Raw genomic sequence first — 22,341 nt, 5'->3', positions numbered from 1 at the left:
CTGCTCAGTTCCTCCAAAGGTTAGTTTGCTCTACCCAGGACAATCCGTGGCCGGTATCCTTGCAGAGCAGGTTGATATGGCCCATTTTTCGGCCGTTTTTGCTCTCGGTCTTACCATATATATGAAGCTTGGGAACAATCCCAAGCCGGTTGGCTACTTCATCAGCCTGTCCGGTCCGCTGAATCACACCGTCCAAATGCTCTCCAAGTACGTTCACCATGACCACCGGGGTAAGCAGTGAAGTCTCACCGAGCGGCAGATTGCAGATCGCCCGGATATGCTGCTCGAACTGTGAAGTCACACAGGCGTCCATGGTATAATGCCCCGAATTATGCGGCCGCGGAGCCAGCTCATTGACGAATAAGTCCCCGTCATCTGTAACGAACATTTCTACAGCCAGCAGTCCGACTGCATTCAGTCCGGACACCAGCCGTTCGGCCAGTTCGCAAGCCCGCTGCCGGATTTCCTCCGGGACTCGCGCCGGCACAATAGACAGATGCAGGATGTTATTCACATGAATGTTCTCCGAAGGCGGAAAGCACTTCACTTCACCAGAGGTGCTGCGCGCGGCAATGACGGAAATTTCACACTTGAATTTCACGAATTTCTCCAGCACCAGCTCCGGTACCTCAGCTCCTTCTGCAGCATTGTGTGCCACCTGCCGGAAGGCTGCTTCCAGCGCGGAAGGCTGGCGGATGACGGCTTGTCCCTTGCCGTCATATCCCCCTGTGGCGGTCTTCAGCACACAGGGGAGGCCCAGTTCGGCAGCCGCAGCGGTAAGCTCAGCCAGACTGCCGACCTTGCGGTATGGGGCAACGGGCACGCCCGCAGCCTCGATCGCGGCCTTCTCGCGCAGCCGGTGCTGCGTCGTATACAGCAGCGTGCTGCCCTGCGGCACGTACGATTCCTCCGTCAGCAAGGCGGCTACGCCGGCGTCGACGTTCTCGAACTCGTACGTGATGACATCCGCGCGCTGCGCCAGCTCCCGCGCCGCGCCCCGGTCATTGTAAGCCGCAGTGATCTGCGGCGTTACCTGCCCGCAGGGCGCATCCGGCGCAGGGTCCAGCGCCACGAAGCGGTAGCCCATGGCGCTGCCGGCCAGCGCCATCATCCGGCCGAGCTGGCCGCCGCCGAGCACGCCGACCGTCGTCCGGCCCGGCAGCAGCGTGCGGGCTGCATCCAAAGCGCCGGCCTTCAATTCTTCCTGCCTCATAAGCTGTCGCTGCTTTCTAGCACTTCGCGCTCTATCGCTTCACGACGCTGCTGCACCCGGCCTTGAACCTCCGGGTCAAAGGCACCGATGATCTGCGCCGCCAGCAGTCCTGCATTGGTTGCCCCTGCACGGCCAATCGCCACCGTTGCCACCGGGATCCCTCCCGGCATCTGCACAATAGATAGCAGCGAATCCAGGCCGTTCAGTGCCTTGGTCTGCACCGGCACACCAATAACGGGCAGAATCGTCTTTGCCGCGACCATGCCCGGCAGATGTGCTGCACCGCCCGCTCCGGCAATAATAACCCGGAGGCCGCGTGCTGCTGCTTCCTCCGCATAGCGGAACATCAGATCCGGCGTACGATGTGCGGAGATGACTCTTTTCTCATACGGAACTTTCAGCTCTTCCAGCACGGCACAGGCATGCTCCATCGTTTCCCAATCGGATTTGCTGCCCATGATAACCCCAACCTGCACAGACATGTTTCAACCTACCTTCTGCTCAATATAGAAACTCATTTGCATTAAGTTGTCCCGTTTCATACTAGTTTTCCATAAATTCGAAAAAAAAAGCCCGGATTCCAGACGCATTTTGCTGCGGGTGGACCCAGACTACTGCAGGAATCAGGAGAGGACTGCTCTGCTATCCGCCAAAGGCGGAGATAGAGTAAGCGCAGAGCTCGCCGCCCCGGATACCGGAGCGGCACTTAAGAGCTGTTCTAGTCATCCTATTTCCTCGTAGTCCGGCAATTTACGGTTACCGGGTAGAAACTTCCGGGCCCTATTCCCGGTTTTATACGAGCTCTTCATAGGTTCAGTTTAACAATGCCCTACACTTCGTGTCAACTTAAACACGAACATTGTTATTTCCAACCGTCAAAATGTTCGCTTTTGGGCACAATCAAATTCCTGAAAATGGCTAATCGAACAGCGAATGGCCTCTTTCTCCACGTTTATGCTTCCTGTAGAACTATAGAAAAAAGGGAGGAACACCTAAGCGTCCCGCCCGCTAACCCTCTATTATTTTACGACCAGTACCGGAATCCGGGAGCTTTGTACCACATTATGGCTTACGCTGCCCAGGACAAATTCACGTATTCCTCCAAGTCCGCGGCTGCCGATGACAATAACATCCACATTCTGCTCCTTGGCATAATTCAGAATCACTTCAGCAGGAGAACCCTGCAGCAGCTCAACAGTCGCATTCAGACCTTCCTCTTCCAGACGTCCCTTCACTTCTTCCGTGGTCTGCACTGCCAAATCATAATAATCCTTGTTCACTGAAGCCGGCAGAGGCGCGAGAGCTTCCCCGATGAAAAACCGCGGGAATTCGAATGCGTGTACGACGTAAATGGAGGAACCGGGAGTTACCTTAGCCAGTTCGATCGCCCGCTCCAATGCCTGATTGGAAGCTTTTGAACCGTCATAGGCGAGCAAAATTTTAGAGAATAACATATACGCCACCTCTTTCTGTTTTGTGTAACCAGTAGCCTACCTTCTAAACACTATCTTAAAAAATACCCATACAGCAGAATGTTAAGCAGCAGCAGCAGCGGAATTCCGATCAGGAAGGAAGTATGCCTTGTTTTATGCCGTTTGCGGTACATCGCAATCCATATACCCAGTGCGCCGCCCATAAACGCCAGCAGAAACAGCGTCTTCTCAGGCACACGTTCGCGCCGCGCGCGGGCTTTATTCTTATCCTCGGACATCACCACATACGCGATGATATTAATCAGCACAAACCACAGCAGCACGCCCCTGACCATCTTTCCGGCCCCTCCTTCTTGCATCCTATCTACTTTCTATTATATTCCCCTTTGCCTCAAAAAACCAATAATCCTCACATTAGCTGCAAAGTATCTACCTCGCTCTGTGAAGCTTTTGGGCAGCTGCTACGGGCTCACGAATCCATACCCAGGATAATACCGCAGCCAGTGCCGCGGCAAATCCGCCCAGCCAAAAACCGCCTCTGAGCCCATAGGCAGCACTCATCCATCCGGCTACAAATGGGCCTCCTGACATGCCAAATGCATAGACTGCCTGATAGAAGCCCATCGCTGTAGCCCGTTTAAACGACTCTACTCCCGCTACCGACTTGCCCAGAAGCAATGGAAAAATCAGACCTTGCATAAAACCGTTCCCCACCTGTGTAGCACACAGCGCAGCAAGCGTCGGCATGGACGGAATCAGCAGGGTGAACAGCGCACTTCCGGCAAAACCCAACAGCAAAGTTCCTCTATCCCCGAACAGCCTGCCGAACATCCGGGAGCCGTATAGAGTGGCTGCAGCATGCGGAACCATAAAAGCCAATGTCAGCCAGCCTAAGCTTTCCTTACTTGCACCAATATCCAGCGCCTGATTCGGCGTGTAGCCGAACATCGTAATGAAGAGAACACAATGCGCCAGTACGGACAACAGCGAAACTTTGACCAGCAGCGGTTCCTTCATTACACCCGCCAAGTCCCTGAGGCGGATCCCGCCTTCGCGTTTCGCCTGTCTCTGTTCAGGTAAACGCAGTGCAAGCAGCATAGCAAGTACTGCTACAATACTTCCGGCTATAAAAGGAGTATTCCAGCCCCAATGCTCAACCATGTAGCCGCTGATCATCATGCTGGATAATTGGGCAATGACGGTGGTGAACTGGAGCATCCCCATCGCCCGCCCCGCTTCCTCCTTGGGAAAATACCCCGCAAACATTACCGAGTACACGACCCACGCAGAGGCTGCAATCCCTGACACAGCCCGGGCCACTAATGCCCAGACCGGATCTGCGCCGGCCATAAAGATTAGACAGCTCGTGCCGCTAGCGACCAGGCCCAGATAAATGAACGGCCGGCGCCGGTTCAGATAATCCGATCCGATGCCGATCGGCAGCCGGAACAGAATCTGCATCAGCCCGTACACGCCAAGTACCGCACCGACCATAACATAAGAAGCACCGAGATGCTCCACATACGGTGAGAGTACCGGGACATAAATATATGAAGAGAACCAGAACATAAATACGATAGCTAAAAAGAAAATCCGGCTGCTTCCTTTTTCATTAGAAGTTCCAGCCGCCACTTGTTCCTGATCATACTGTCTACCTGCTTTTGAAGGTACCACTCCAAAATCACTCCATTCACATTTGCAGGGATCTTTCCTCCCAGCCTAATTCTTTCAGTAAACCATATCTCTCCTACATATAACAGTAGCAATCTTTTTTCATTTCACGTTAGCAAAAATCACAGTATACTCTCACGCTTTTAATCTGCGCAATCCTTTAACCTAAACAAGACTGCAGATCATCTCCGCAGTCTTGTTCACGCACTTTTACCCGAAGTTAATTTCCATATCAAGGTATAAACTGTCATGGTAAACCAGCTTGGACTATTCTCTCTTTGCCTTTGCTTCCATTGCGGCTTTGAGCAGATCGCCAAGATTTGAGCCTACACTTTCCGGCTTGCTATACTGCTGTACCAGCTTTTGCTGCTCACGCTTATTGATATGTTTATGGTCCTTATCCATGGTTTCGGTTATTCCGCAGCCCAAACACTGCACATAGAGCCCTGCCTTGCCCTCTTTAAGCTCCATTTTCTTATGACACTGCGGACAGCGGCGGTTGGACAGTTTCTTTTCTCCTGCCCGGGTATAACCGCAACCGTCTGCCGGACATACCAGCAGCTTGCCGCGCTTCGTCTTCTTTTCTAACATCCTTGTTCCGCATTCCGGACAATGACTGCTGGAGACGTTATGCGGTTTGTATTCCGCTCCGCTGTTCTTGACACCGGATACCAGCTCCTGTGCCATACTCCGGATACCCTGCAGGAAAGGCTCCGGCTTACCCTGCCCGCGAGCGATCTTCTCGAGTTCGGCTTCCCAGCGCGCGGTCAGCTCCGGTGTGCGCAGCTGCGTCGACACCAGCCCTATCAGCTGTTTGCCTTTACCGGTCGGATGCAGCAAATTGCCTTGGCGTTCAATCGTGTCCGAGCTAACCAGCTTCTCAATGATATCTGCACGTGTAGCCGGGGTTCCCAGCCCGTGCTTCTCCATCTGAGTCAGCAGCGAAGCTTCATTATAACGCTTTGGCGGTTGTGTCCGTCCGGGACGGATATTACAGCGCTGCACTTTTACAGTCTCGCCTTCGCGAAGCTCCGGCAGCTTCACCGTACTCGCTGCAGGCTCCTCAGCCGTATTCTCCTCATCTTCATCACTGCTCATATCTCCGCCATAAACCTCACGCCAGCCGGCATCCTTTACTGTCGTGCCTTTGACATGAAAGCTCTCTCTTTCAACGGTTACCGTCACAGCCACAGCATCATAACGTGCCGGCGGATAGAACAAGCTGATAAAGCGGCGGACAATCAGATCATACAGCTTCCGCTCCTCTGCACTGAGCTGATTCAGCAGAACCGTCTGTTCGGTTGGAATAATCGCGTGATGATCGCTTACCTTGCTGTCATCCACAATCCGTTTCGTTATCGGCAGCGGCTTACGCAGCAGAGGTCGTGTTAGTGCTGCATAAGGGCCGACAGCAACACTATCCAGACGTTCCTTCAAAGTCGCTGTCATATCAGAAGTCAGATAACGGCTATCCGTACGAGGGTAAGTAACCAGCTTATGCTGCTCATACAACCGCTGCAGCACACTCGAGGTCTGCTTGGCCGAGAATCCGAACTTACGGTTAGCATCCCGCTGCAGCTCTGTGAGGTCATAAGCCAGCGGGTGCGGCTCGCTTTTTTCACTCTTCTGCACCTTTGTGATCCGTCCTGTGCTTCCAGTGAGCTTGTCTTTAAGCGCAACTGTCTTGTCCTTCTCAAAAATACGCCCGTCCCCGCCCGGGGCACGCCAGCCTGCCTGAAGACTTCCGAAATCAGCAGTCAGCAGCTCATACTCCTGCGAACGGAAGCCGGTAATTTCATTCTCCCTGTCCATAATCATGCCCAGAGTCGGTGTCTGCACCCGGCCGGCTGACAAGGGCGCACCGAATTTGCAGGTGAGAGCCCGGGTAACATTAAGCCCGATCATCCAGTCCGCCTCGGCACGGCAGCGTGCTGACTCATACAGCCGGTCAAAATCCCGTCCGTGGCGCAGCGACGCGAACCCCTCCTTAATAGCCTTATCCGTCTGCGAAGAGATCCACAGCCGCCGGAACGGCTTTTTCCAGCCCGCCATGTTCATAATCCAGCGTGCCAAGAGTTCTCCTTCACGCGCTGCATCCGTGGCGACGATCAGTTCCTCAATATCCTGCCGTTTCATTAGCTGCTGTACTGCCTTGTATTGCTGGCTCGTCTCCCGCAATACCTTCAGCTTGGTTTTTTCCGGCAGAATCGGTAAGTCTTCCAATGCCCAGGCAGCAAATTTATGATTATAATCCTCCGGCTCAGCCAGGCCGACCAGATGCCCCAGCGCCCAGGTTACGACATATTTAGGACCTTCAATGTAACTCTTCTGTTTATTCCCGCAGCCTATCACCCGGGCAATTTCGCGCGCAACCGAAGGTTTCTCCGCAAGCACTAATACTTTCATAATTCTCTCCCTTCCAAATCAACAATTTATTATACCATTAATCAAAAGCCTGCAAATCAACAGGCTGTTTCATCGACTCAAAACCCTGTCTTCAACGGCAAACAAGCCCGCATCTGCTCAGCAGACACAGACTTATTTGGATATGACCTTATTCATGCAGCAGCCCCTTAAACCGAGCATCTGCAGTACCGTTCTAGAACCTATTGTCCAAACCTCAGACAAGCCTCAAAAAATACCCGACCCTCGTCTTGGCCTCGTACATAAATGCCCTCTTCAGTCCGGGAAGAACGTACAATACTAATTTCCTCACCATACTTCGCTTCCTGTGCATAAGTTATCTGCAGGCCGGTTAGCTTCGATTCTTCCCATTCCTCTAAAGTGAGCGCATCGCAGCATAAATCTACATACCGTGCATTGTTAAGGTGTCCATTATTGTCAAGTCCGCTATACCTAACCTGATAACGATAAGCCTCCTGCAAAGGAACATCTGCGGGTATCACTACTTTATCCGGCAGACTCCCCACTGAATCCTCAAGGTATGGCTCAACGGCTATCGGGAGGGCTGACGGCCGGAGTATCTTGCGTTTATCAATATCTACAAGAGCCCAAATCGAACGCGCCGACGCAATTTCTACGCTATTCTCATCAAAAATTCTATAATCACGCTGCCAGAGTGCTCCTTTGTTCCCTTTGCTCCAGGTATGTACTTTAAGCATTTCGTTTGGTAAAGGCAGCCGGTGAATATCCACAATAAGCGTAATAACCATCCAGCCCATTCTTGCCTCAAGCATTTTATCTATACTTAACCCCAGACTGCCTACTGCTGAATCCGCAGCACGCTGCATAATATCCAGAAGAAAGGACAGCTTGCCTTTGGACTGAAAATCAGTGTCACTTGCATGTACCGTAAAATCCTCTGTCCACAAAAGATTACTTTGCTTGTCCATAACATTACGCCCCTTTACGTATTCATTCACATTATCCAGTGAAGTATCCACATAATCTATATCTCTATCCACACAAATTGGGGAGTACTTTTTAAATTTATTGGAACTTTTAGAAGCTATCCACATGTGCATAAGTTTTCTTTTCCGCTCTGGTTATGCACAAATAGTTATAATAGCAACCCAATGCTTCATCATTCCATTCCCATGACACTTATCCCCATTACTAAAAGACACAAAAAAACCATTGTCGATGACTCAACAATGGCTTGATGTGCTTGGCGGCGTCCTACTCTCCCAGGACCCTTCGGTCCAAGTACCATCGGCGCTGGAAGGCTTAACGGTCGTGTTCGGGATGGGTACGCGTGGAACCCTTCCGCTATCGCCACCAAACGGCAGGCTTAATCGCCTGAAAACTGAATCCGAAACGAATCTGCGTTCTTCGAAATTTGGATAAGCCCTCGACCGATTAGTATTGGTCAGCTCCATGCATTACTGCACTTCCACCTCCAACCTATCTACCTCGTCGTCTTCAAGGGGTCTTACGTATTGGGAAATCTCATCTTGAGGGGGGCTTCACGCTTAGATGCTTTCAGCGCTTATCCCGTCCGTACGTAGCTACCCAGCCATGCTTCTGGCGAAACAACTGGTGCACCAGCGGTACGTCCATCCCGGTCCTCTCGTACTAAGGACAGCTCCTCTCAAATTTCCTGCGCCCACGACAGATAGGGACCGAACTGTCTCACGACGTTCTGAACCCAGCTCGCGTACCGCTTTAATGGGCGAACAGCCCAACCCTTGGGACCTACTTCAGCCCCAGGATGCGATGAGCCGACATCGAGGTGCCAAACCTCCCCGTCGATGTGGACTCTTGGGGGAGATAAGCCTGTTATCCCCAGGGTAGCTTTTATCCGTTGAGCGATGGCCCTTCCATGCGGTACCACCGGATCACTAAGTCCGACTTTCGTCCCTGCTCGACTTGTAGGTCTCGCAGTCAAGCTCCCTTATGCCTTTGCACTCTTCGAATGATTTCCAACCATTCTGAGGGAACCTTTGAACGCCTCCGTTACTCTTTAGGAGGCGACCGCCCCAGTCAAACTGCCCGCCTGACACGGTCCCCGTACCCGCTTAGGGTACCAGGTTAGAACCTAGATACGATCAGGGTGGTATCCCAACGGCGCCTCCGCAGAAGCTTGCGCTCCTGCCTCTACGGCTCCCACCTATCCTGTACAGATCGTACCCAAATTCAATATCAAGCTGCAGTAAAGCTCCATGGGGTCTTTCCGTCTTGTCGCGGGTAACCTGCATCTTCACAGGTATTAAAATTTCACCGGATCTCTCGTTGAGACAGCGCCCAAGTCGTTACGCCATTCGTGCGGGTCAGAATTTACCTGACAAGGAATTTCGCTACCTTAGGACCGTTATAGTTACGGCCGCCGTTTACTGGGGCTTCGGTTCATAGCTTCGGGTTACCCCTAACCACTCCCCTTAACCTTCCAGCACCGGGCAGGCGTCAGCCCGTATACTTCGCCTTGCGGCTTCGCACAGACCTGTGTTTTTGCTAAACAGTCGCTTGGGCCTTTTCACTGCGGCCCCCTCGGGCTATTCACCCTACCGAGGCACCCCTTCTCCCGAAGTTACGGGGTCATTTTGCCGAGTTCCTTAACGAGAGTTCTTCCGCGCGCCTTAGAATTCTCTTCTCGCCTACCTGTGTCGGTTTGCGGTACGGGCACCTTCTCCTGACTAGAGGCTTTTCTTGGCAGTGTGAGATCATGACCTTCGCTACTGTAATTTTCGCTCCCCATCACAGCCCAGCCTTAATAGTGTGCGGATTTGCCTACACACCAGCCTCACTGCTTAGACGGACATCCATCAGTCCGCGTCACTACCCTCCTGCGTCACCCCATCGCTCATAGCGGATTACGGTGGTACAGTAATTTCAAACTGTTGTCCTTCGACTACGCCTTTCGGCCTCGCCTTAGGTCCCGACTTACCCTGAGCGGACGAGCCTTCCTCAGGAAACCTTGGGCTTTCGGCGGATCAGATTCTCACTGATCTTTTCGTTACTCATACCGGCATTCTCACTTGTATGCTGTCCAGCGCTCCTTACGGTACACCTTCAACCCACATACAACGCTCCCCTACCCCAGATGCAAAGCATCTAGCCATAGCTTCGGTGGTGTGTTTAGCCCCGTTACATTTTCGGCGCAGAGTCACTCGACCAGTGAGCTATTACGCACTCTTTCAATGGTGGCTGCTTCTAAGCCAACATCCTGGTTGTCTGTGCAACTCCACATCCTTTCCCACTTAACACACACTTGGGGACCTTAGCTGATGGTCTGGGCTGTTTCCCTTTTGACAATGGATCTTAGCACTCACTGTCTGACTCCCGGCAAGAAGTAAATGGCATTCGGAGTTTGACTGAGCTTGGTAACCCTTGCGGGCCCCGCACCCAATCAGTGCTCTACCTCCACCACTCCATTCACCGAGGCTAGCCCTAAAGCTATTTCGGGGAGAACCAGCTATCTCCGAGTTCGATTGGAATTTCTCCGCTACCCCCACCTCATCCCCGTATTTTTCAACATACGTGGGTTCGGGCCTCCAGTGCGTGTTACCGCACCTTCACCCTGGACAGGGGTAGATCACACGGTTTCGGGTCTACGTCCACATACTTAGTCGCCCTATTCAGACTCGCTTTCGCTGCGGCTCCGGCTTCTCACCTTAACCTTGCATGTTAAACGTAACTCGCCGGTTCATTCTACAAAAGGCACGCCATCACCCCTAAAACGGGCTCTGACTTTTTGTAAGCACACGGTTTCAGGTTCTATTTCACTCCCCTTCCGGGGTGCTTTTCACCTTTCCCTCACGGTACTGTTTCACTATCGGTCGCCAGGTAGTATTTAGCCTTAGCAGATGGTCCTGCTGGATTCATACGGGGTTTCACGTGCCCCGCACTACTCGGGATCCGTCTCGGAGGGAATACAGTTTAGGTTACAGGGCTTTTACCTCTATCGCGGGCCTTTCCAGACCTCTTCACCTACCATATTCCTTTGTAACTCCATGTGAGACGTCCCACAACCCCAAGGGGCAAGCCCCTTGGTTTAGGCTGTTCCGCGTTCGCTCGCCGCTACTGACGGAATCACTATTGTTTTCTCTTCCTCAGGGTACTTAGATGTTTCAGTTCCCCTGGTCTGCCTCTACATACCCTATGTATTCAGGTGTGAGTAACTGCGAATTACCACAGCTGGGTTTCCCCATTCGGACACCCCCGGATCAAAGCTTGCTTACAGCTCCCCGAGGCAGTTTCGTTGTTCGCCACGTCCTTCGTCGGCTCCTGGCGCCTAGGCATCCTCCGTGTGCTCTTATTAGCTTAACCATGCGTTTTCCGTTAGGAAAATCGCCAGCATTGCTATAATTGAAACTTGTTTACACAAGTTCAGCTTAAAGAATGTTCTAAAACGCAAATTCGTTTCGGTATCCAGTTTTCAAGGATCAAGTAGAGAGCTTAAACTCTCAAAACTGACCAACGAGTGAGTAACTAACCGACCGGTTAGATTTAAGATTTGAATGTTTCCATTGCAGGAAACGATTCTCCATAGAAAGGAGGTGATCCAGCCGCACCTTCCGATACGGCTACCTTGTTACGACTTCACCCCAATCATCTACCCCACCTTCGGCGGCTGGCCCCCTTGCGGGTTACCCCACCGACTTCGGGTGTTGTAAACTCTCGTGGTGTGACGGGCGGTGTGTACAAGACCCGGGAACGTATTCACCGCGGCATGCTGATCCGCGATTACTAGCAATTCCGACTTCATGCAGGCGAGTTGCAGCCTGCAATCCGAACTGAGACCGGCTTTGCTGGGATTGGCTCCACCTCGCGGTTTCGCTTCCCGTTGTACCGGCCATTGTAGTACGTGTGTAGCCCAGGTCATAAGGGGCATGATGATTTGACGTCATCCCCACCTTCCTCCGGTTTGTCACCGGCAGTCACTCTAGAGTGCCCAGCCTTACCTGCTGGCAACTAAAGTCAAGGGTTGCGCTCGTTGCGGGACTTAACCCAACATCTCACGACACGAGCTGACGACAACCATGCACCACCTGTCTCCTCTGTCCCGAAGGCCGCCTCTATCTCTAGAGGATTCAGAGGGATGTCAAGACCTGGTAAGGTTCTTCGCGTTGCTTCGAATTAAACCACATACTCCACTGCTTGTGCGGGTCCCCGTCAATTCCTTTGAGTTTCAGTCTTGCGACCGTACTCCCCAGGCGGAGTGCTTACTGTGTTAACTTCGGCACCAAGGGTATCGAAACCCCTAACACCTAGCACTCATCGTTTACGACGTGGACTACCAGGGTATCTAATCCTGTTTGCTCCCCACGCTTTCGCGCCTCAGCGTCAGTTACAGCCCAGAAAGTCGCCTTCGCCACTGGTGTTCCTCCACATATCTACGCATTTCACCGCTACACGTGGAATTCCACTTTCCTCTTCTGTACTCAAGCCATCCAGTTTCCAGTGCGACCCCAGGTTGAGCCCAAGGTTTAAACACCAGACTTAAATAGCCGCCTGCGCGCGCTTTACGCCCAATAATTCCGGACAACGCTTGCCCCCTACGTATTACCGCGGCTGCTGGCACGTAGTTAGCCGGGGCTTTCTTCTCAGGTACCGTCACTCCGGTAGCAGTTACTCTACCGGACGTTCTTCCCTGGCAACAGAGCTTTACGATCCGAAAACCTTCATCACTCACGCGGCGTTGCTCCGTCAGGCTTTCGCCCATTGCGGAAGATTCCCTACTGCTGCCTCCCGTAGGAGTCTGGGCCGTGTCTCAGTCCCAGTGTGGCCGTTCACCCTCTCAGGTCGGCTACGCATCGTCGCCTTGGTGAGCCGTTACCTCACCAACTAGCTAATGCGCCGCAGGCCCATCCCTCAGTAGCAGATTGCTCCGCCTTTCATCCTTTCTTCAGGAGAAGAAAGGAATTATCCGGTATTAGCTACCGTTTCCGGTAGTTATCCCAGTCTGAGGGGTAGGTTGCCTACGTGTTACTCACCCGTCCGCCGCTAAGCTTATCCCGAAGGATAAGCTCCGCTCGACTTGCATGTATTAGGCACGCCGCCAGCGTTCGTCCTGAGCCAGGATCAAACTCTCCAAATTGGTATTTAGAAAGAGCGATTGCTCATTTTGAAACATCTGACGAGAATTTGCATTCTCTAATTTTGGATCTCACCGAGGTGATCTCCAGATACTCACTCGTTGTTCAGTTTTCAAAGATCAAGCTCGTTGTCAGTGACCATTAGCTCATCACCAGCAACTCTTATAATATATCACGTTTGATTTAGAAACGCAAGTTTTTTTTGAAATTTCTTATTCAGTCATTTCAGCCAAACTTTTGTGCGCTCTAACAACGCTTACCTATAATACCGCAGATACCTATTGAAAAGCAACCCCCTTAACTAAAAAAGATAACCTGCTTAATCTTTAAGCAAGTTATCTTACGTATTGTCTAGGATTTATATAATGAATTATTAATAAAATTTTGCAGCGCTATATTTGCTCGCTACTTTGATCAGTGCTGTTTCTTTACTGTTCTTAGCCAATCCAGCGTCAACTGTTGTATCGATTGTTACCCATTTACCGTTAAGCAGTACTTCATTCCAAGCATGATACGTTGAAACATAACTGGTATTGCCCATTACCAATTTTGTCGGAATCCCTTCACTGCGCAGCATGGTAGCAAATAGCGAAGCATAATCATAGCAAATTCCTTTTTTGGTGAGTAATGTGTTGTCGTTCTTCGGGATATAATCCTGTGTAACAGTTGCAGCCAGCTGGTAATCATACTTCACATTTGCAACGATGTAGTTATAAATGACTTTTACCTTTGCTTCATCTGTAGTCAGTCCTTGTGTAAGCTGTTTAGCTTTCAATACAGATTTATCGGAAGAGCTCCATTTCACGTTCTGTACGGAACTCAAGTATACGGCGTTGGCATTGCTCAGGTTAAGTTCTACATTCTCAGAAGAAACTACTTTATATTTGTTGCCGCTTGTATTCTCAAGAATAGACACTTTATAGGTTCCATTACCTTGTTGCAGCGGGAAAGACTCCGTAGATTGGAAAGCATATAAGTTATAAGTGTAGCTGTTGCCGTCCTTGGTGATCATGACCTTAATGCGTTTGTCTGTAGGTACCTCATAAGAAACTGCGACAACTCCCTGATCCAATTTCGTTGTATTCAACCAGCTCGAATCTGCTGTTGCGGCCGTAGCTGGGCTTGTCTGAACTGATGTGACTACTACAAACAAGGTTAATAACATAAAATAGAACTTTTTCATTGGATAAAACCCCTTTCGGTAGCTGGCTGCCATCCTTTCGGGAAGGCCCTTTAGCTTTGCGTCCCTACCTTTCGATAGGTTTGCCGTTATCGTTGTAGCTTTATCTGTTCTCTCATCTACCAATAAATGCTAGATTCACTTTAAAAAAGCAAACAAAAAAAGCCCTTCATTCGGTAGCTGGCTGCCATCCTTTCGGGAAGGCCCTTTAGCTTTGCGTCCCTACCTTTCGATAGGTTTGCCGTTATCGTGTATAGCTTTTATAGTTATATAGTATCATATTGTCATCTTTATACAAGCCCCAAATTGCTAGATTTCTAACACTTTCCACTAAAATTTATCATATTTCGGGTCAATTCTCCCCAGCCTCAAATTCAGGATAATTTTGCGTGGATTATCAGGCGGTGTGTCGGATTTACCAGCGGATCACAAGTAATCAGAGTTAGGATTTTATTCATGTTATCCCCATTCAGCACCGATACATCCGTCGGCTCTACTACAGAAATATCATAAACCTTGTATTGGTATTCTTCTGCACTCGTTTTGATTGAGATCATATCACCGATCTTCACTTCATTTAACCGGTTGAACAGTCTCCCCGTAGTTCTTGACCGGTGAGCGGCAATGGCTGCATTTCCGACTTCGCCGAGCGGAGCCGTCTCCTTCATATGGGCAGCAGCATGCTTCATATTAGATTTGGTCGCCCCCTCTAAGACAGGCAGCTTCAAGTCAATCCGGTCGATCTGGATAATTCCGATAATCTTACCGCCCACCTTAATCTCCGGAGAGGGCTGTGCTGATGGCTGCACCTGTTCCTCATCCGCTGATTCATCTGCCAAAAGCTGGGTGACCTCGGCGTACGGCTTTTTCAGATCCGGTTCAGCCGTTGGGACAACCTCACTATAGGCCTGCTCAGCCTCTGCCAGCAATTTTTCCTGCTGTCTGTCGTTATACCACTCGTTCGCTTTCGGATACAGCATGACAAGGATTCCGGCCAGTATAATCAAATAGGAAAACTTCCGCATATTCATCACCCCGTTAGTCTGGAACCGGGCAAGCCCTGTTCTAATATTTGTCTTAAAAAACCCACATGCGGCTTCCGAAAAAATTGATAATCACAGTGACGAACGTAACGAGTACCTTGGCAATCAATACCTGAATCCCGAAGCTGTCTGTAAGAAGATGCATCAGCAGTACTGAAATTCCAAGCACCACCAGATTGAGTACGATAAACTTCACCAGCTGCAGCCTGTCAGATCCCTTCTTGCCAGCGTTGCGGTCACGAAAAGTCACTTTTTTATTCCAAACGAAGCTGTTTGCTGTACCTGCACTATAAGAAATAATCTGCGCCGGGGTATTGATCATTCCCAGTGAATGAAGCAGGGTAAATACTGCAAAATCAATCAGTGTATTCAGCAGCCCCACGGCATTGAATTTTAAAAACTGGATAACTCCCGCATTCAGCTTCTTACCTGCCATCGTAATTATCCTCTCGCTTGTCGTCAATCTCTCCGTCATGATAGCCCTTGGTTTCGCGCACGATATAGAGCGGTCTATCCTTGGATTCATCATAAATACGTCCGATATATTCTCCAATTACCCCAAGCAGCATCAGCACGATACCGTTAAATAATAAATTGACACCCACTATAGAAGCCCAGCCGGGAACCGTCCAGGAGGTAAATAATTTCTGGAACAATACAAAAAACAGGTACAGAAAGCTGGAGAAGGACAGGAAAAAGCCTATATATGAGGCTATTTTGAGCGGTTTATGTGAAAAGGAGGTGATGCCGTCCAGCGCAAACCGGATCATTTTCTTCAGCGGGTACTTCGTCTCTCCGGCGAAGCGCTCCTCCCGTACATATTCAACCATCGTCTGCCGGAAGCCCACCCAGCTCACCAGACCTCTGACATAACGGTTCTTCTCCTTCAGCCCCCGCAGCACATCGCATACTTTGCGGTCAATCAGCCGGAAGTCGCCGGTATCCGTAGGAATCTCCACACTCGTCATGCTGCTCAGCAAACGGTAGAAGAGCTTGGCGGTCACTTTTTTGAACAGCGTCTCCCCGTGGCGCTTGAGCCGCTTGGCATAGACCACCTCATAGCCCTCTTTCCACTTGGCAATCATCTGCAAAATGACCTCAGGCGGATCCTGAAGATCGGCATCAATCACAACCACCGCTTGCCCCTCGGCATAATCCATCCCGGCCGTAATAGCGACCTGATGGCCGAAATTACGCGAGAAGTCAATCAGCTTGACATGTTCGTCCCGGCTGCTGATTCCGCGCATAATTTCCGCTGTACGGTCACGGCTGCCATCATTGACGAAGACCAGCTCATAGGAATCGCCGCATTCGTCCATTACTTTTCGGAGACGCTCATACGTGTGCTGAATGACCTCCTCCTCATTGTACATCGGGACAATTACACTATATCTGGCTTTCACCCTTGTTCCTCCTAAACGTTTGGTAAGTATAAAACCGGCTGGCTCCTAGAATACCCAGGAAGGGAACCAGCGCAGCACAGTGTTGACATAATCGCCGCTCACCTGCATACCCGACAGCACCGGATAGAACAGGATAAAGAGCAGTGCCGCAAGGCCCACATAAGCATATCGGATATACTTGGCTTCGGGATATTTGCTGTCCAGCAGCTTCATTACATATACAATTGCAAGAATCATGAACGGCACCATAGCGAAATAATGGTACAGGAACGTCTCACGCGGAACGAGCATCCAAGGCACATATTGCGAGAAAAAGGCGATCCAGAGCATGTACAGGCTCTTGTCTTTACGCTTCACAGTAAGATAAACCGTACCAAGTATGGCGAAAATTCCGGTCCACCAGATCAGCGGATTACCTATAGTGACAATACTGCTTACTTGACCTTCAGGCAAGCCTTCGCCGCCGCTGAAGAACCATACCGGACGCTTCATAAACGGCCATTCCCACCAGGAGGAAGCAAACGGATGGGTAGCCACCAGCTGACTATGGTAGTCATACATATTTTTTTGGGCCTGGATCAGGCCTTTAATCGTGTAACCCTCGGCCGTAACGGAGAGTACCGGGATAAAGGACAATCCGTAGATAACGGCAGGAATAACGACAAAGAACACGATGCAGCTGGCCAGTGTAATGACGGTATTTTTCCAGAAGGATCTGTCTGCTGTAAGGCAGGCGGCCTTGAGCTCCTGATCACCCAGCTTGCCTTCCGCTAGCACACGTCCTGCTGCTGTATGTTCCTTATAACGCTCGAACAGTGAGAGAGCCAGCATAACCGCCAGCCCGGCGCCCCCGTATAGCACAATCCATTTAGAGGCGACGCCGATGCCGAAGAAAAGGCCGGACCAGAACAGAGGGACCAGTGTCCGGCGCAGCGGTTCACGATAAAAGTTCATTGTGAAATAGCGCTGCATGAAATAGAACATTAACATGATGAAGAAGACGCCATAGACGTCAATCGTCGAGATGCGTGTCTGGGTAAAGTGCATGAAATCGAGCGCAAACAATCCGGCGGCAAGGGCCGCATAGCGGCTCTTCTTGAACAGTCGCAACGCCATGATATAGATAAGCGGCAGCATGGCAACCCCAAACAGGGTGCCGACAATCCGCCAGCCAAACGGATTCACGCCAAACAGCTCCATTCCGACTCCGATCAGAATTTTGCCCAGCGGCGGATGAGTATTCTCATAGGCAATAATACCGTGGAAATATTCGTAGGCTGTGCGCGCATGATAAATCTCATCAAAATACGTACTGTTCATAAAATTAGAGTTCTCCGGAATGATGGACTGCTCGTCGAACAGATTGGCAGGGGCACCTCTTTTGGCAGCTGAGGCGGCATCCGGAGTGACACTGGTTACGGGAAGTGGTGTTTTACCTCCCCCCTGTTCATAGAAGGCCATTTCATTCAGCGTAAAACCAGGCGATGTAACGGTCAGCTTCACATATCTTGCCGCTACGTTCAAAGGCTGGCTTTTCCAGATGAAGACATTGCCCACATCCTCGTTCACATCCAGCGGACTGCTCCAGGCATCCGGAGTCGCGCTGAATTCCAGCTTGAATTTGCCGGTGCCTACACCGCCGAATATATTTACACGTTCCAGCTGTCTGCTCTGGCCCAGATCGACATAGAAGCTCTCACCGCTGGCGGCTGGCTCCCATAAGGTTTCCGGCGCTTTGGTTGAACCCAGATTAATTAGCGCAAGTACTGCATAGACGGCAGTAATGGCAAGCATCCAAATCCAGTCTTTACGCAGCAGTTTGAATTTGGTTTTGTAATTCTGCTCCAGCGGACGAATGCCTTCGGCAAGTGCTAAATCAGCAGCACGCTTCTCTGTGTCCGTAGCCGGAGGCGCGAGAAGCTTCGTCTGTTTGCGGACATAAACCATATACCCGGTATACAGCGTATATACCAGCAACGCAAGGTTAGCAATCGCAGTAACCAGCACAATTCCGTCCGACGGGGGATTATTCCCGGCATTGAGATGGGCCAGGGTATAGCCTACATTGATATACTGCGTTAAGGTGAAACCCAGAAATAGGGTCAGGAACCGCCGGTCACGGCTCTCTATATAACTGAACAAACAGAGAATCAGGGCTGGGTAGATATAACGCTCATGCATTTTGGTGCCCAGCACGAACATAATCACGATCAGCACCATACCGATGAAGTAGGATTTGGACAGCTCCTTACGGTCTTTTTTGAAGGAGAAATAAACCGCAGCAGCTACTGCTGCAAGAATGAAAATAAAGCCCCACACGCGATAGGTAATTCCCAGCCACGTCAGATCCATGGACGACCACATGGGATCCGTCAGTGCATAGAGATTAAAAGCATTCACCGTAGAATAAGGATAGGACGATAAGGTGCTCTTGTATAAATCTATCAACCCGCCTAAACCGCCGTTATTCCAGAAGAACGGGGCTGCCAGCAGGACGAATATTCCCAGCCCGTAAAGTGCGCCCACTGCCAGCTGCTTCCAGGCCCGGTGATGATAGAAAGCCAGCAGCAGCACAGGCGTAAAAATCAGTGCCTGCGGCTTAACCAGCACAGCAATCGCAAACCAGATGGCAGAGCGGACAAAGGCTTTATCCGCAGCACCCATAATACTGAGCAGCAGAAACACCATAAAGAAGGAATCCGCCTGGCCCCAGGCTGCAGAGTCCATCAATACCGCCGGATTAAACAGGAACAGCAGCATTAAACCCATAGCTACACCAGATCCGAGCTTCTTGCGTCCGATCCGGTAAATGAGGCCGCCCAGCACCAGATCCGACACAATGGCCGGCAGCTTAAAGAGCAGCGTCTCCCCGCCCGAGCCATGCGTGAAGCCGAACAGGCTGCGGATTGCACTCAGCAGATACAATATGTACAAATAACCCGGCGGGTAATCTGCGAAGTAACCCTCCTCATAGAATCCGCCCGGACCTCTGTCGACTAGGCGCTGGCCCCAGGCAATAAAGGTATTCATATCATTCTGATACCCCTTGGCAGTCAGGCCGATCCAAACACGCAAAATAAAAGCACCAGCGAATACAATATACAGCCATCTCGTATAGACGATATCCTGCTGCAGAAGCAGCTTGTTGCTGCGCAAAGCCCTATTATATAGAAGAGCAAAAAATACGCTGAATACTGCCGAGATCAGCAAAAGCTTAGCCGGTGATACTTTGTGCGGTGGCGACTCAGCCTCACTGCCTCCTGCCTGGGCCGCTGCGCCGCTATCCAGTGAAATAACACTTGCTCCTTCCGGAGCAGCATCCAATTGTTCCACAGACAGGTCATCAAAATAGGCTTTACCTTGAATCAGACTGGAGTACCCGCCCAGAGCTGCACCTATGCCGAGTTCAGTCTGCTCTTTCCCGGTCTGGCCGATGAACTCCAGATACTGCCAGTCTCCGCCGGTATCCGTTGTAGCCGGGTACCCGCCGCCAATACCAACCGGAAATATGTTCGCGCCTAAGCCTTGACCGGCAGTGCTGGCAACTTTGATATATCCGGAAATCTTGTAGTAGCTGTCCGGCGTAACCGTAATATTCTGGACCCATTTCAGATGATTCGGTTCAAGATTCTCAATGACTGCCGCTTTACTGCCGGAATGAACTTCCTCTGATTGAACCGACAGGAGACCGGAGCTGTCCCCGGCAATCCAGACATCCTTCGTCCAGCCGGCAGGCACTCCTTCTTCCCCTTCTTCAAAACCCGGATTCTGTAACAGATTGCCTTCCGCATAAATACTTGTTACAGGAAGTACGAACATCAGCAGCATTAATACAAGAATTGCAGCCGCGCGTGTATTCTTGATCATCGTTCCAACCTCACCTCATCAATGTTAATCCAGCCGTTTCCGCCGGTTATAATAACCTTCGCCTGATCACCCTGCTGAAGGGCAACCGCCGGCAGTGTAATCTGATGATATTCTTCTCCTGCTGTCAGTACCGCTTCAGCCTGCAGGATGCCGTTCACGCGCAGCCCGATCTTTCCGCCTTCGCCGCCTGCGCTCACCAATACGGACAGCTTGTATTCTCCCGGCGGTGCTTGTGCTGTGAAGGCCTGGGAGACTGTTTTGTCCGCGCCTGCATCAAGGTAGGCCAGATAAGTTCCGGAGCCGGGATTATTGCTTGCCACCCCTGTCCCCTCCGAAAAGCTCCAGCCGGCTGCACCGTCCTCAAATCCTCCGTTATAGAACCCTTTATCCGCTGAAGGTCCAAGGGGGACATCCCCGTCCGGATGCTCTGTTGTGAGTAGTACACTGTAATTGGCAAATTGTTTAACCGTATACCCTCCTTCTGCCGCCCCGGGGATAGGGTTACTGTTACTAAAGATATATGCCGAGTTCCCGGCTAACTCATCCGGTCTTCCGAATCTGTATCTGCCGAACGAAGAGACCTGCTGAAAGGCATCTCCGGGATTGGAATAGACGACGGATTCACGGAAATCATGAGGATTAATCTGCTCATAGAACAGCACATAGATGTAGGGCATATTGACTTCATCCGTAACGTAGATTTCTCCGGTACTGTGCTCAGAGGCATACTGCACGGCCTCACCAAGAGAATCAAAAAACGCCGGGCCGATCCTATCGGGAAATTCACGGAAATACACTCCTGCAAACGAAGCGAACATCACTGTAAAAGCAGCAGCAGACAGAATGCCGGCGATTTTTAACTTTTGGTACAACCAGATAAATCCCGCCGTAACCAGCATAATCAGCGGATAAAAAATGATGTTAATCCGGTTAATATTCACAGTGGTGATAAAGGCCATCAGCACAGCGGTTAAGAGCCAGAGCAGAATTACCGCCCTCCCCGCTTCCTTCCGTCCCTGCCGCCTCAGCGCCTGTATCATCACAATAAGTCCAATGAGTGCAAAGGGCAATGCTACCGGGTAAGCATAGCCATACCAGGATATTGAATTCCAGGGCAATCCGTCGCTTCCGCTCAGCATAATTTGAATGAATTCACGGAAATTGTCTATGGCTGTCTGCAGCAGCTGCCCGCTGAATACAGAAGAAATCTGCTCCACCCGCGGCATTGTCAGCTTCGGAACAGACAGCAGCGGAGTCGTTATTGCCTGCAGGTCATAATGATTAATTACTATAAATAATAATATGGGCAGGGCCAGCAATACAAACAGCAGCCCATTCCAGAGCAGCGTACGGACATTCAGGACTTTACTATACAATAGAAGAATTGCAGTCCCTAAGGCAAACACGGGAACAAAAAAATAGGCTGTACCATAAGCATACAACGATAAAGCCAGTACAGCGGTAAAAGCATATATCCATTTGGGGGAATGAAAGGATTGCAGAATACAGTATACAGCTATCAAAATCAGGGTTGGAAACAAATTGGATTCCAGGGCCCATCTCGACATCATGATATGCCATGGATTGATGACAATAAAAAACATGGCAGCTATGCCGGCCGTTCTTGTAGTAAACAGCTGCTTCATAATTAAATAGAAGAAGAGCATTCCGACAAGTCCCATTACAGCACTCAGAGCCCGCACCGAGAGCGGTGTCAGTCCGAACAACAGCAGGAACGGCATTGACAAGTACGCATACAGCGCATTTTGTCCGCTGCCCCAGGCTGTTAGATGAATAGGAAGACGAACACCGCTGCGGTCTATCCCGTAATGAAGGATAGCGTAAGCGTCATAACCTATAGACGCCTCATCCTGATTCAAGCCCGGCGGAACCGATCCGATGTAAACCAGCCGGATGACCGCCCCCAGCACAAAAAGCAGCAAAGGCCACGGGTTGCTCTTGCAGGAGTTATATGTCCTATTAAGGAAGCCGGACAACTTACATCACCTCTTCAACAATATAATCTAAATACCGGA

General features: G+C 50.7%; 13 protein-coding genes, 3 rRNA genes and 3 riboswitches. All 16 genes read right to left on the bottom strand.

The window, feature by feature from the left end; all coding sequences use genetic code 11:
- Positions 1-4: 4 nt before the first annotated feature.
- The 16 genes from purK to JRJ22_RS02500 all read right to left on the bottom strand — a co-directional run bounded on the left by purK (position 5) and on the right by JRJ22_RS02500 (position 22,248).
- Positions 5-1,213, bottom strand: coding sequence for a 5-(carboxyamino)imidazole ribonucleotide synthase (gene purK / locus JRJ22_RS02575; protein ID WP_206103090.1), 1,209 nt, complete (start codon positions 1,211-1,213; stop codon positions 5-7).
- A complete protein-coding gene (gene purE / locus JRJ22_RS02570) occupies positions 1,210-1,695 on the bottom strand; it encodes a 5-(carboxyamino)imidazole ribonucleotide mutase (protein ID WP_206103088.1) in 486 nt (161 codons plus the stop codon). Before purE ends, purK begins: the two co-directional genes overlap by 4 nt.
- A gap of 236 nt (positions 1,696-1,931) precedes the next feature.
- Positions 1,932-2,033: riboswitch (purine riboswitch) on the bottom strand.
- Between the two features lie 199 nt (positions 2,034-2,232).
- The gene (locus JRJ22_RS02565) at positions 2,233-2,667 is read right to left on the bottom strand and encodes a universal stress protein (protein WP_206103087.1); all 435 of its coding nucleotides are present in this window, start codon (positions 2,665-2,667) and stop codon (positions 2,233-2,235) included.
- A 50-nt stretch (positions 2,668-2,717) separates the two neighbouring features.
- Positions 2,718-2,981 (bottom strand): DUF1294 domain-containing protein, encoded by a 264-nt coding sequence (locus tag JRJ22_RS02560; protein ID WP_206103085.1) that lies wholly within the window; start codon positions 2,979-2,981, stop codon positions 2,718-2,720.
- Positions 2,982-3,075: 94 nt separating this feature from the next.
- A complete protein-coding gene (locus JRJ22_RS02555; protein ID WP_232381010.1) occupies positions 3,076-4,320 on the bottom strand; it encodes an MFS transporter in 1,245 nt (414 codons plus the stop codon).
- A gap of 264 nt (positions 4,321-4,584) precedes the next feature.
- Positions 4,585-6,723, bottom strand: coding sequence for a DNA topoisomerase III (locus JRJ22_RS02550; protein ID WP_206103083.1), 2,139 nt, complete (start codon positions 6,721-6,723; stop codon positions 4,585-4,587).
- 200 nt (positions 6,724-6,923) lie between these two features.
- Positions 6,924-7,742, bottom strand: a complete 819-nt coding sequence (locus JRJ22_RS02545) for an acyl-[acyl-carrier-protein] thioesterase (protein WP_232381009.1) — start codon at positions 7,740-7,742, stop codon at positions 6,924-6,926.
- Between the two features lie 201 nt (positions 7,743-7,943).
- A 5S ribosomal RNA gene (gene rrf / locus JRJ22_RS02540) occupies positions 7,944-8,060 on the bottom strand.
- Positions 8,061-8,116: 56 nt separating this feature from the next.
- Positions 8,117-11,043: ribosomal RNA gene (locus JRJ22_RS02535) — 23S ribosomal RNA — on the bottom strand.
- Between the two features lie 223 nt (positions 11,044-11,266).
- Positions 11,267-12,814: ribosomal RNA gene (locus JRJ22_RS02530) — 16S ribosomal RNA — on the bottom strand.
- The 16S, 23S and 5S rRNA genes sit together here, the layout of an rRNA operon.
- A 371-nt stretch (positions 12,815-13,185) precedes the next feature.
- Positions 13,186-13,995 carry a transglutaminase-like domain-containing protein gene (locus JRJ22_RS02525; protein ID WP_206103081.1) on the bottom strand — a complete coding sequence of 270 codons (810 nt, stop codon included), beginning with the start codon at positions 13,993-13,995 and terminating at the stop codon, positions 13,186-13,188.
- A gap of 14 nt (positions 13,996-14,009) precedes the next feature.
- Positions 14,010-14,090, bottom strand: a riboswitch (cyclic di-GMP riboswitch).
- 74 nt (positions 14,091-14,164) lie between these two features.
- Positions 14,165-14,245, bottom strand: a riboswitch (cyclic di-GMP riboswitch).
- A 121-nt stretch (positions 14,246-14,366) separates the two neighbouring features.
- Positions 14,367-15,017 carry a class D sortase gene (locus tag JRJ22_RS02520; protein WP_206103080.1) on the bottom strand — a complete coding sequence of 217 codons (651 nt, stop codon included), beginning with the start codon at positions 15,015-15,017 and terminating at the stop codon, positions 14,367-14,369.
- A gap of 52 nt (positions 15,018-15,069) precedes the next feature.
- On the bottom strand, positions 15,070-15,471 hold the full coding sequence (locus tag JRJ22_RS02515; protein WP_206103078.1) for a GtrA family protein: 402 nt from the start codon (positions 15,469-15,471) through the stop codon (positions 15,070-15,072).
- Positions 15,461-16,438, bottom strand: coding sequence for a glycosyltransferase family 2 protein (locus JRJ22_RS02510; RefSeq protein ID WP_206103076.1), 978 nt, complete (start codon positions 16,436-16,438; stop codon positions 15,461-15,463). The genes JRJ22_RS02515 and JRJ22_RS02510 overlap by 11 nt, the downstream gene beginning before the upstream one ends.
- Before the next feature lie 45 nt (positions 16,439-16,483).
- Positions 16,484-20,305: a phospholipid carrier-dependent glycosyltransferase gene (locus tag JRJ22_RS02505; protein ID WP_206103074.1), complete on the bottom strand. Its 3,822-nt coding sequence runs from the start codon at positions 20,303-20,305 to the stop codon at positions 16,484-16,486.
- Positions 20,302-22,248, bottom strand: coding sequence for a glycosyltransferase family 39 protein (locus tag JRJ22_RS02500; RefSeq protein ID WP_206103072.1), 1,947 nt, complete (start codon positions 22,246-22,248; stop codon positions 20,302-20,304). The genes JRJ22_RS02505 and JRJ22_RS02500 overlap by 4 nt, the downstream gene beginning before the upstream one ends.
- Between the last annotated feature and the right edge of the window lie 93 nt (positions 22,249-22,341).

Origin of the sequence: Paenibacillus tianjinensis (assembly GCF_017086365.1) — a bacterium.
Taxonomy (GTDB): Bacteria; Bacillota; Bacilli; order Paenibacillales; family Paenibacillaceae; genus Paenibacillus_AQ; species Paenibacillus_AQ tianjinensis.
This window is presented reverse-complemented; position numbering and strand designations above follow the sequence as displayed.

What these genes read in the sequence shown, in the direction of transcription:
- JRJ22_RS02505 (WP_206103074.1), bottom strand. Translation starts at nt 20,305, where the DNA reads ATGATCAAGAATACACGCGCGGCTGCAATTCTTGTATTAATGCTGCTG.
- JRJ22_RS02560 (WP_206103085.1), bottom strand. Translation starts at nt 2,981, where the DNA reads ATGGTCAGGGGCGTGCTGCTGTGGTTTGTGCTGATTAATATCATCGCG.
- JRJ22_RS02520 (WP_206103080.1), bottom strand. Translation starts at nt 15,017, where the DNA reads ATGCGGAAGTTTTCCTATTTGATTATACTGGCCGGAATCCTTGTCATG.
- purK (WP_206103090.1), bottom strand. Translation starts at nt 1,213, where the DNA reads ATGAGGCAGGAAGAATTGAAGGCCGGCGCTTTGGATGCAGCCCGCACG.
- JRJ22_RS02515 (WP_206103078.1), bottom strand. Translation starts at nt 15,471, where the DNA reads ATGGCAGGTAAGAAGCTGAATGCGGGAGTTATCCAGTTTTTAAAATTC.
- JRJ22_RS02525 (WP_206103081.1), bottom strand. Translation starts at nt 13,995, where the DNA reads ATGAAAAAGTTCTATTTTATGTTATTAACCTTGTTTGTAGTAGTCACA.
- JRJ22_RS02565 (WP_206103087.1), bottom strand. Translation starts at nt 2,667, where the DNA reads ATGTTATTCTCTAAAATTTTGCTCGCCTATGACGGTTCAAAAGCTTCC.
- JRJ22_RS02550 (WP_206103083.1), bottom strand. Translation starts at nt 6,723, where the DNA reads ATGAAAGTATTAGTGCTTGCGGAGAAACCTTCGGTTGCGCGCGAAATT.
- purE (WP_206103088.1), bottom strand. Translation starts at nt 1,695, where the DNA reads ATGTCTGTGCAGGTTGGGGTTATCATGGGCAGCAAATCCGATTGGGAA.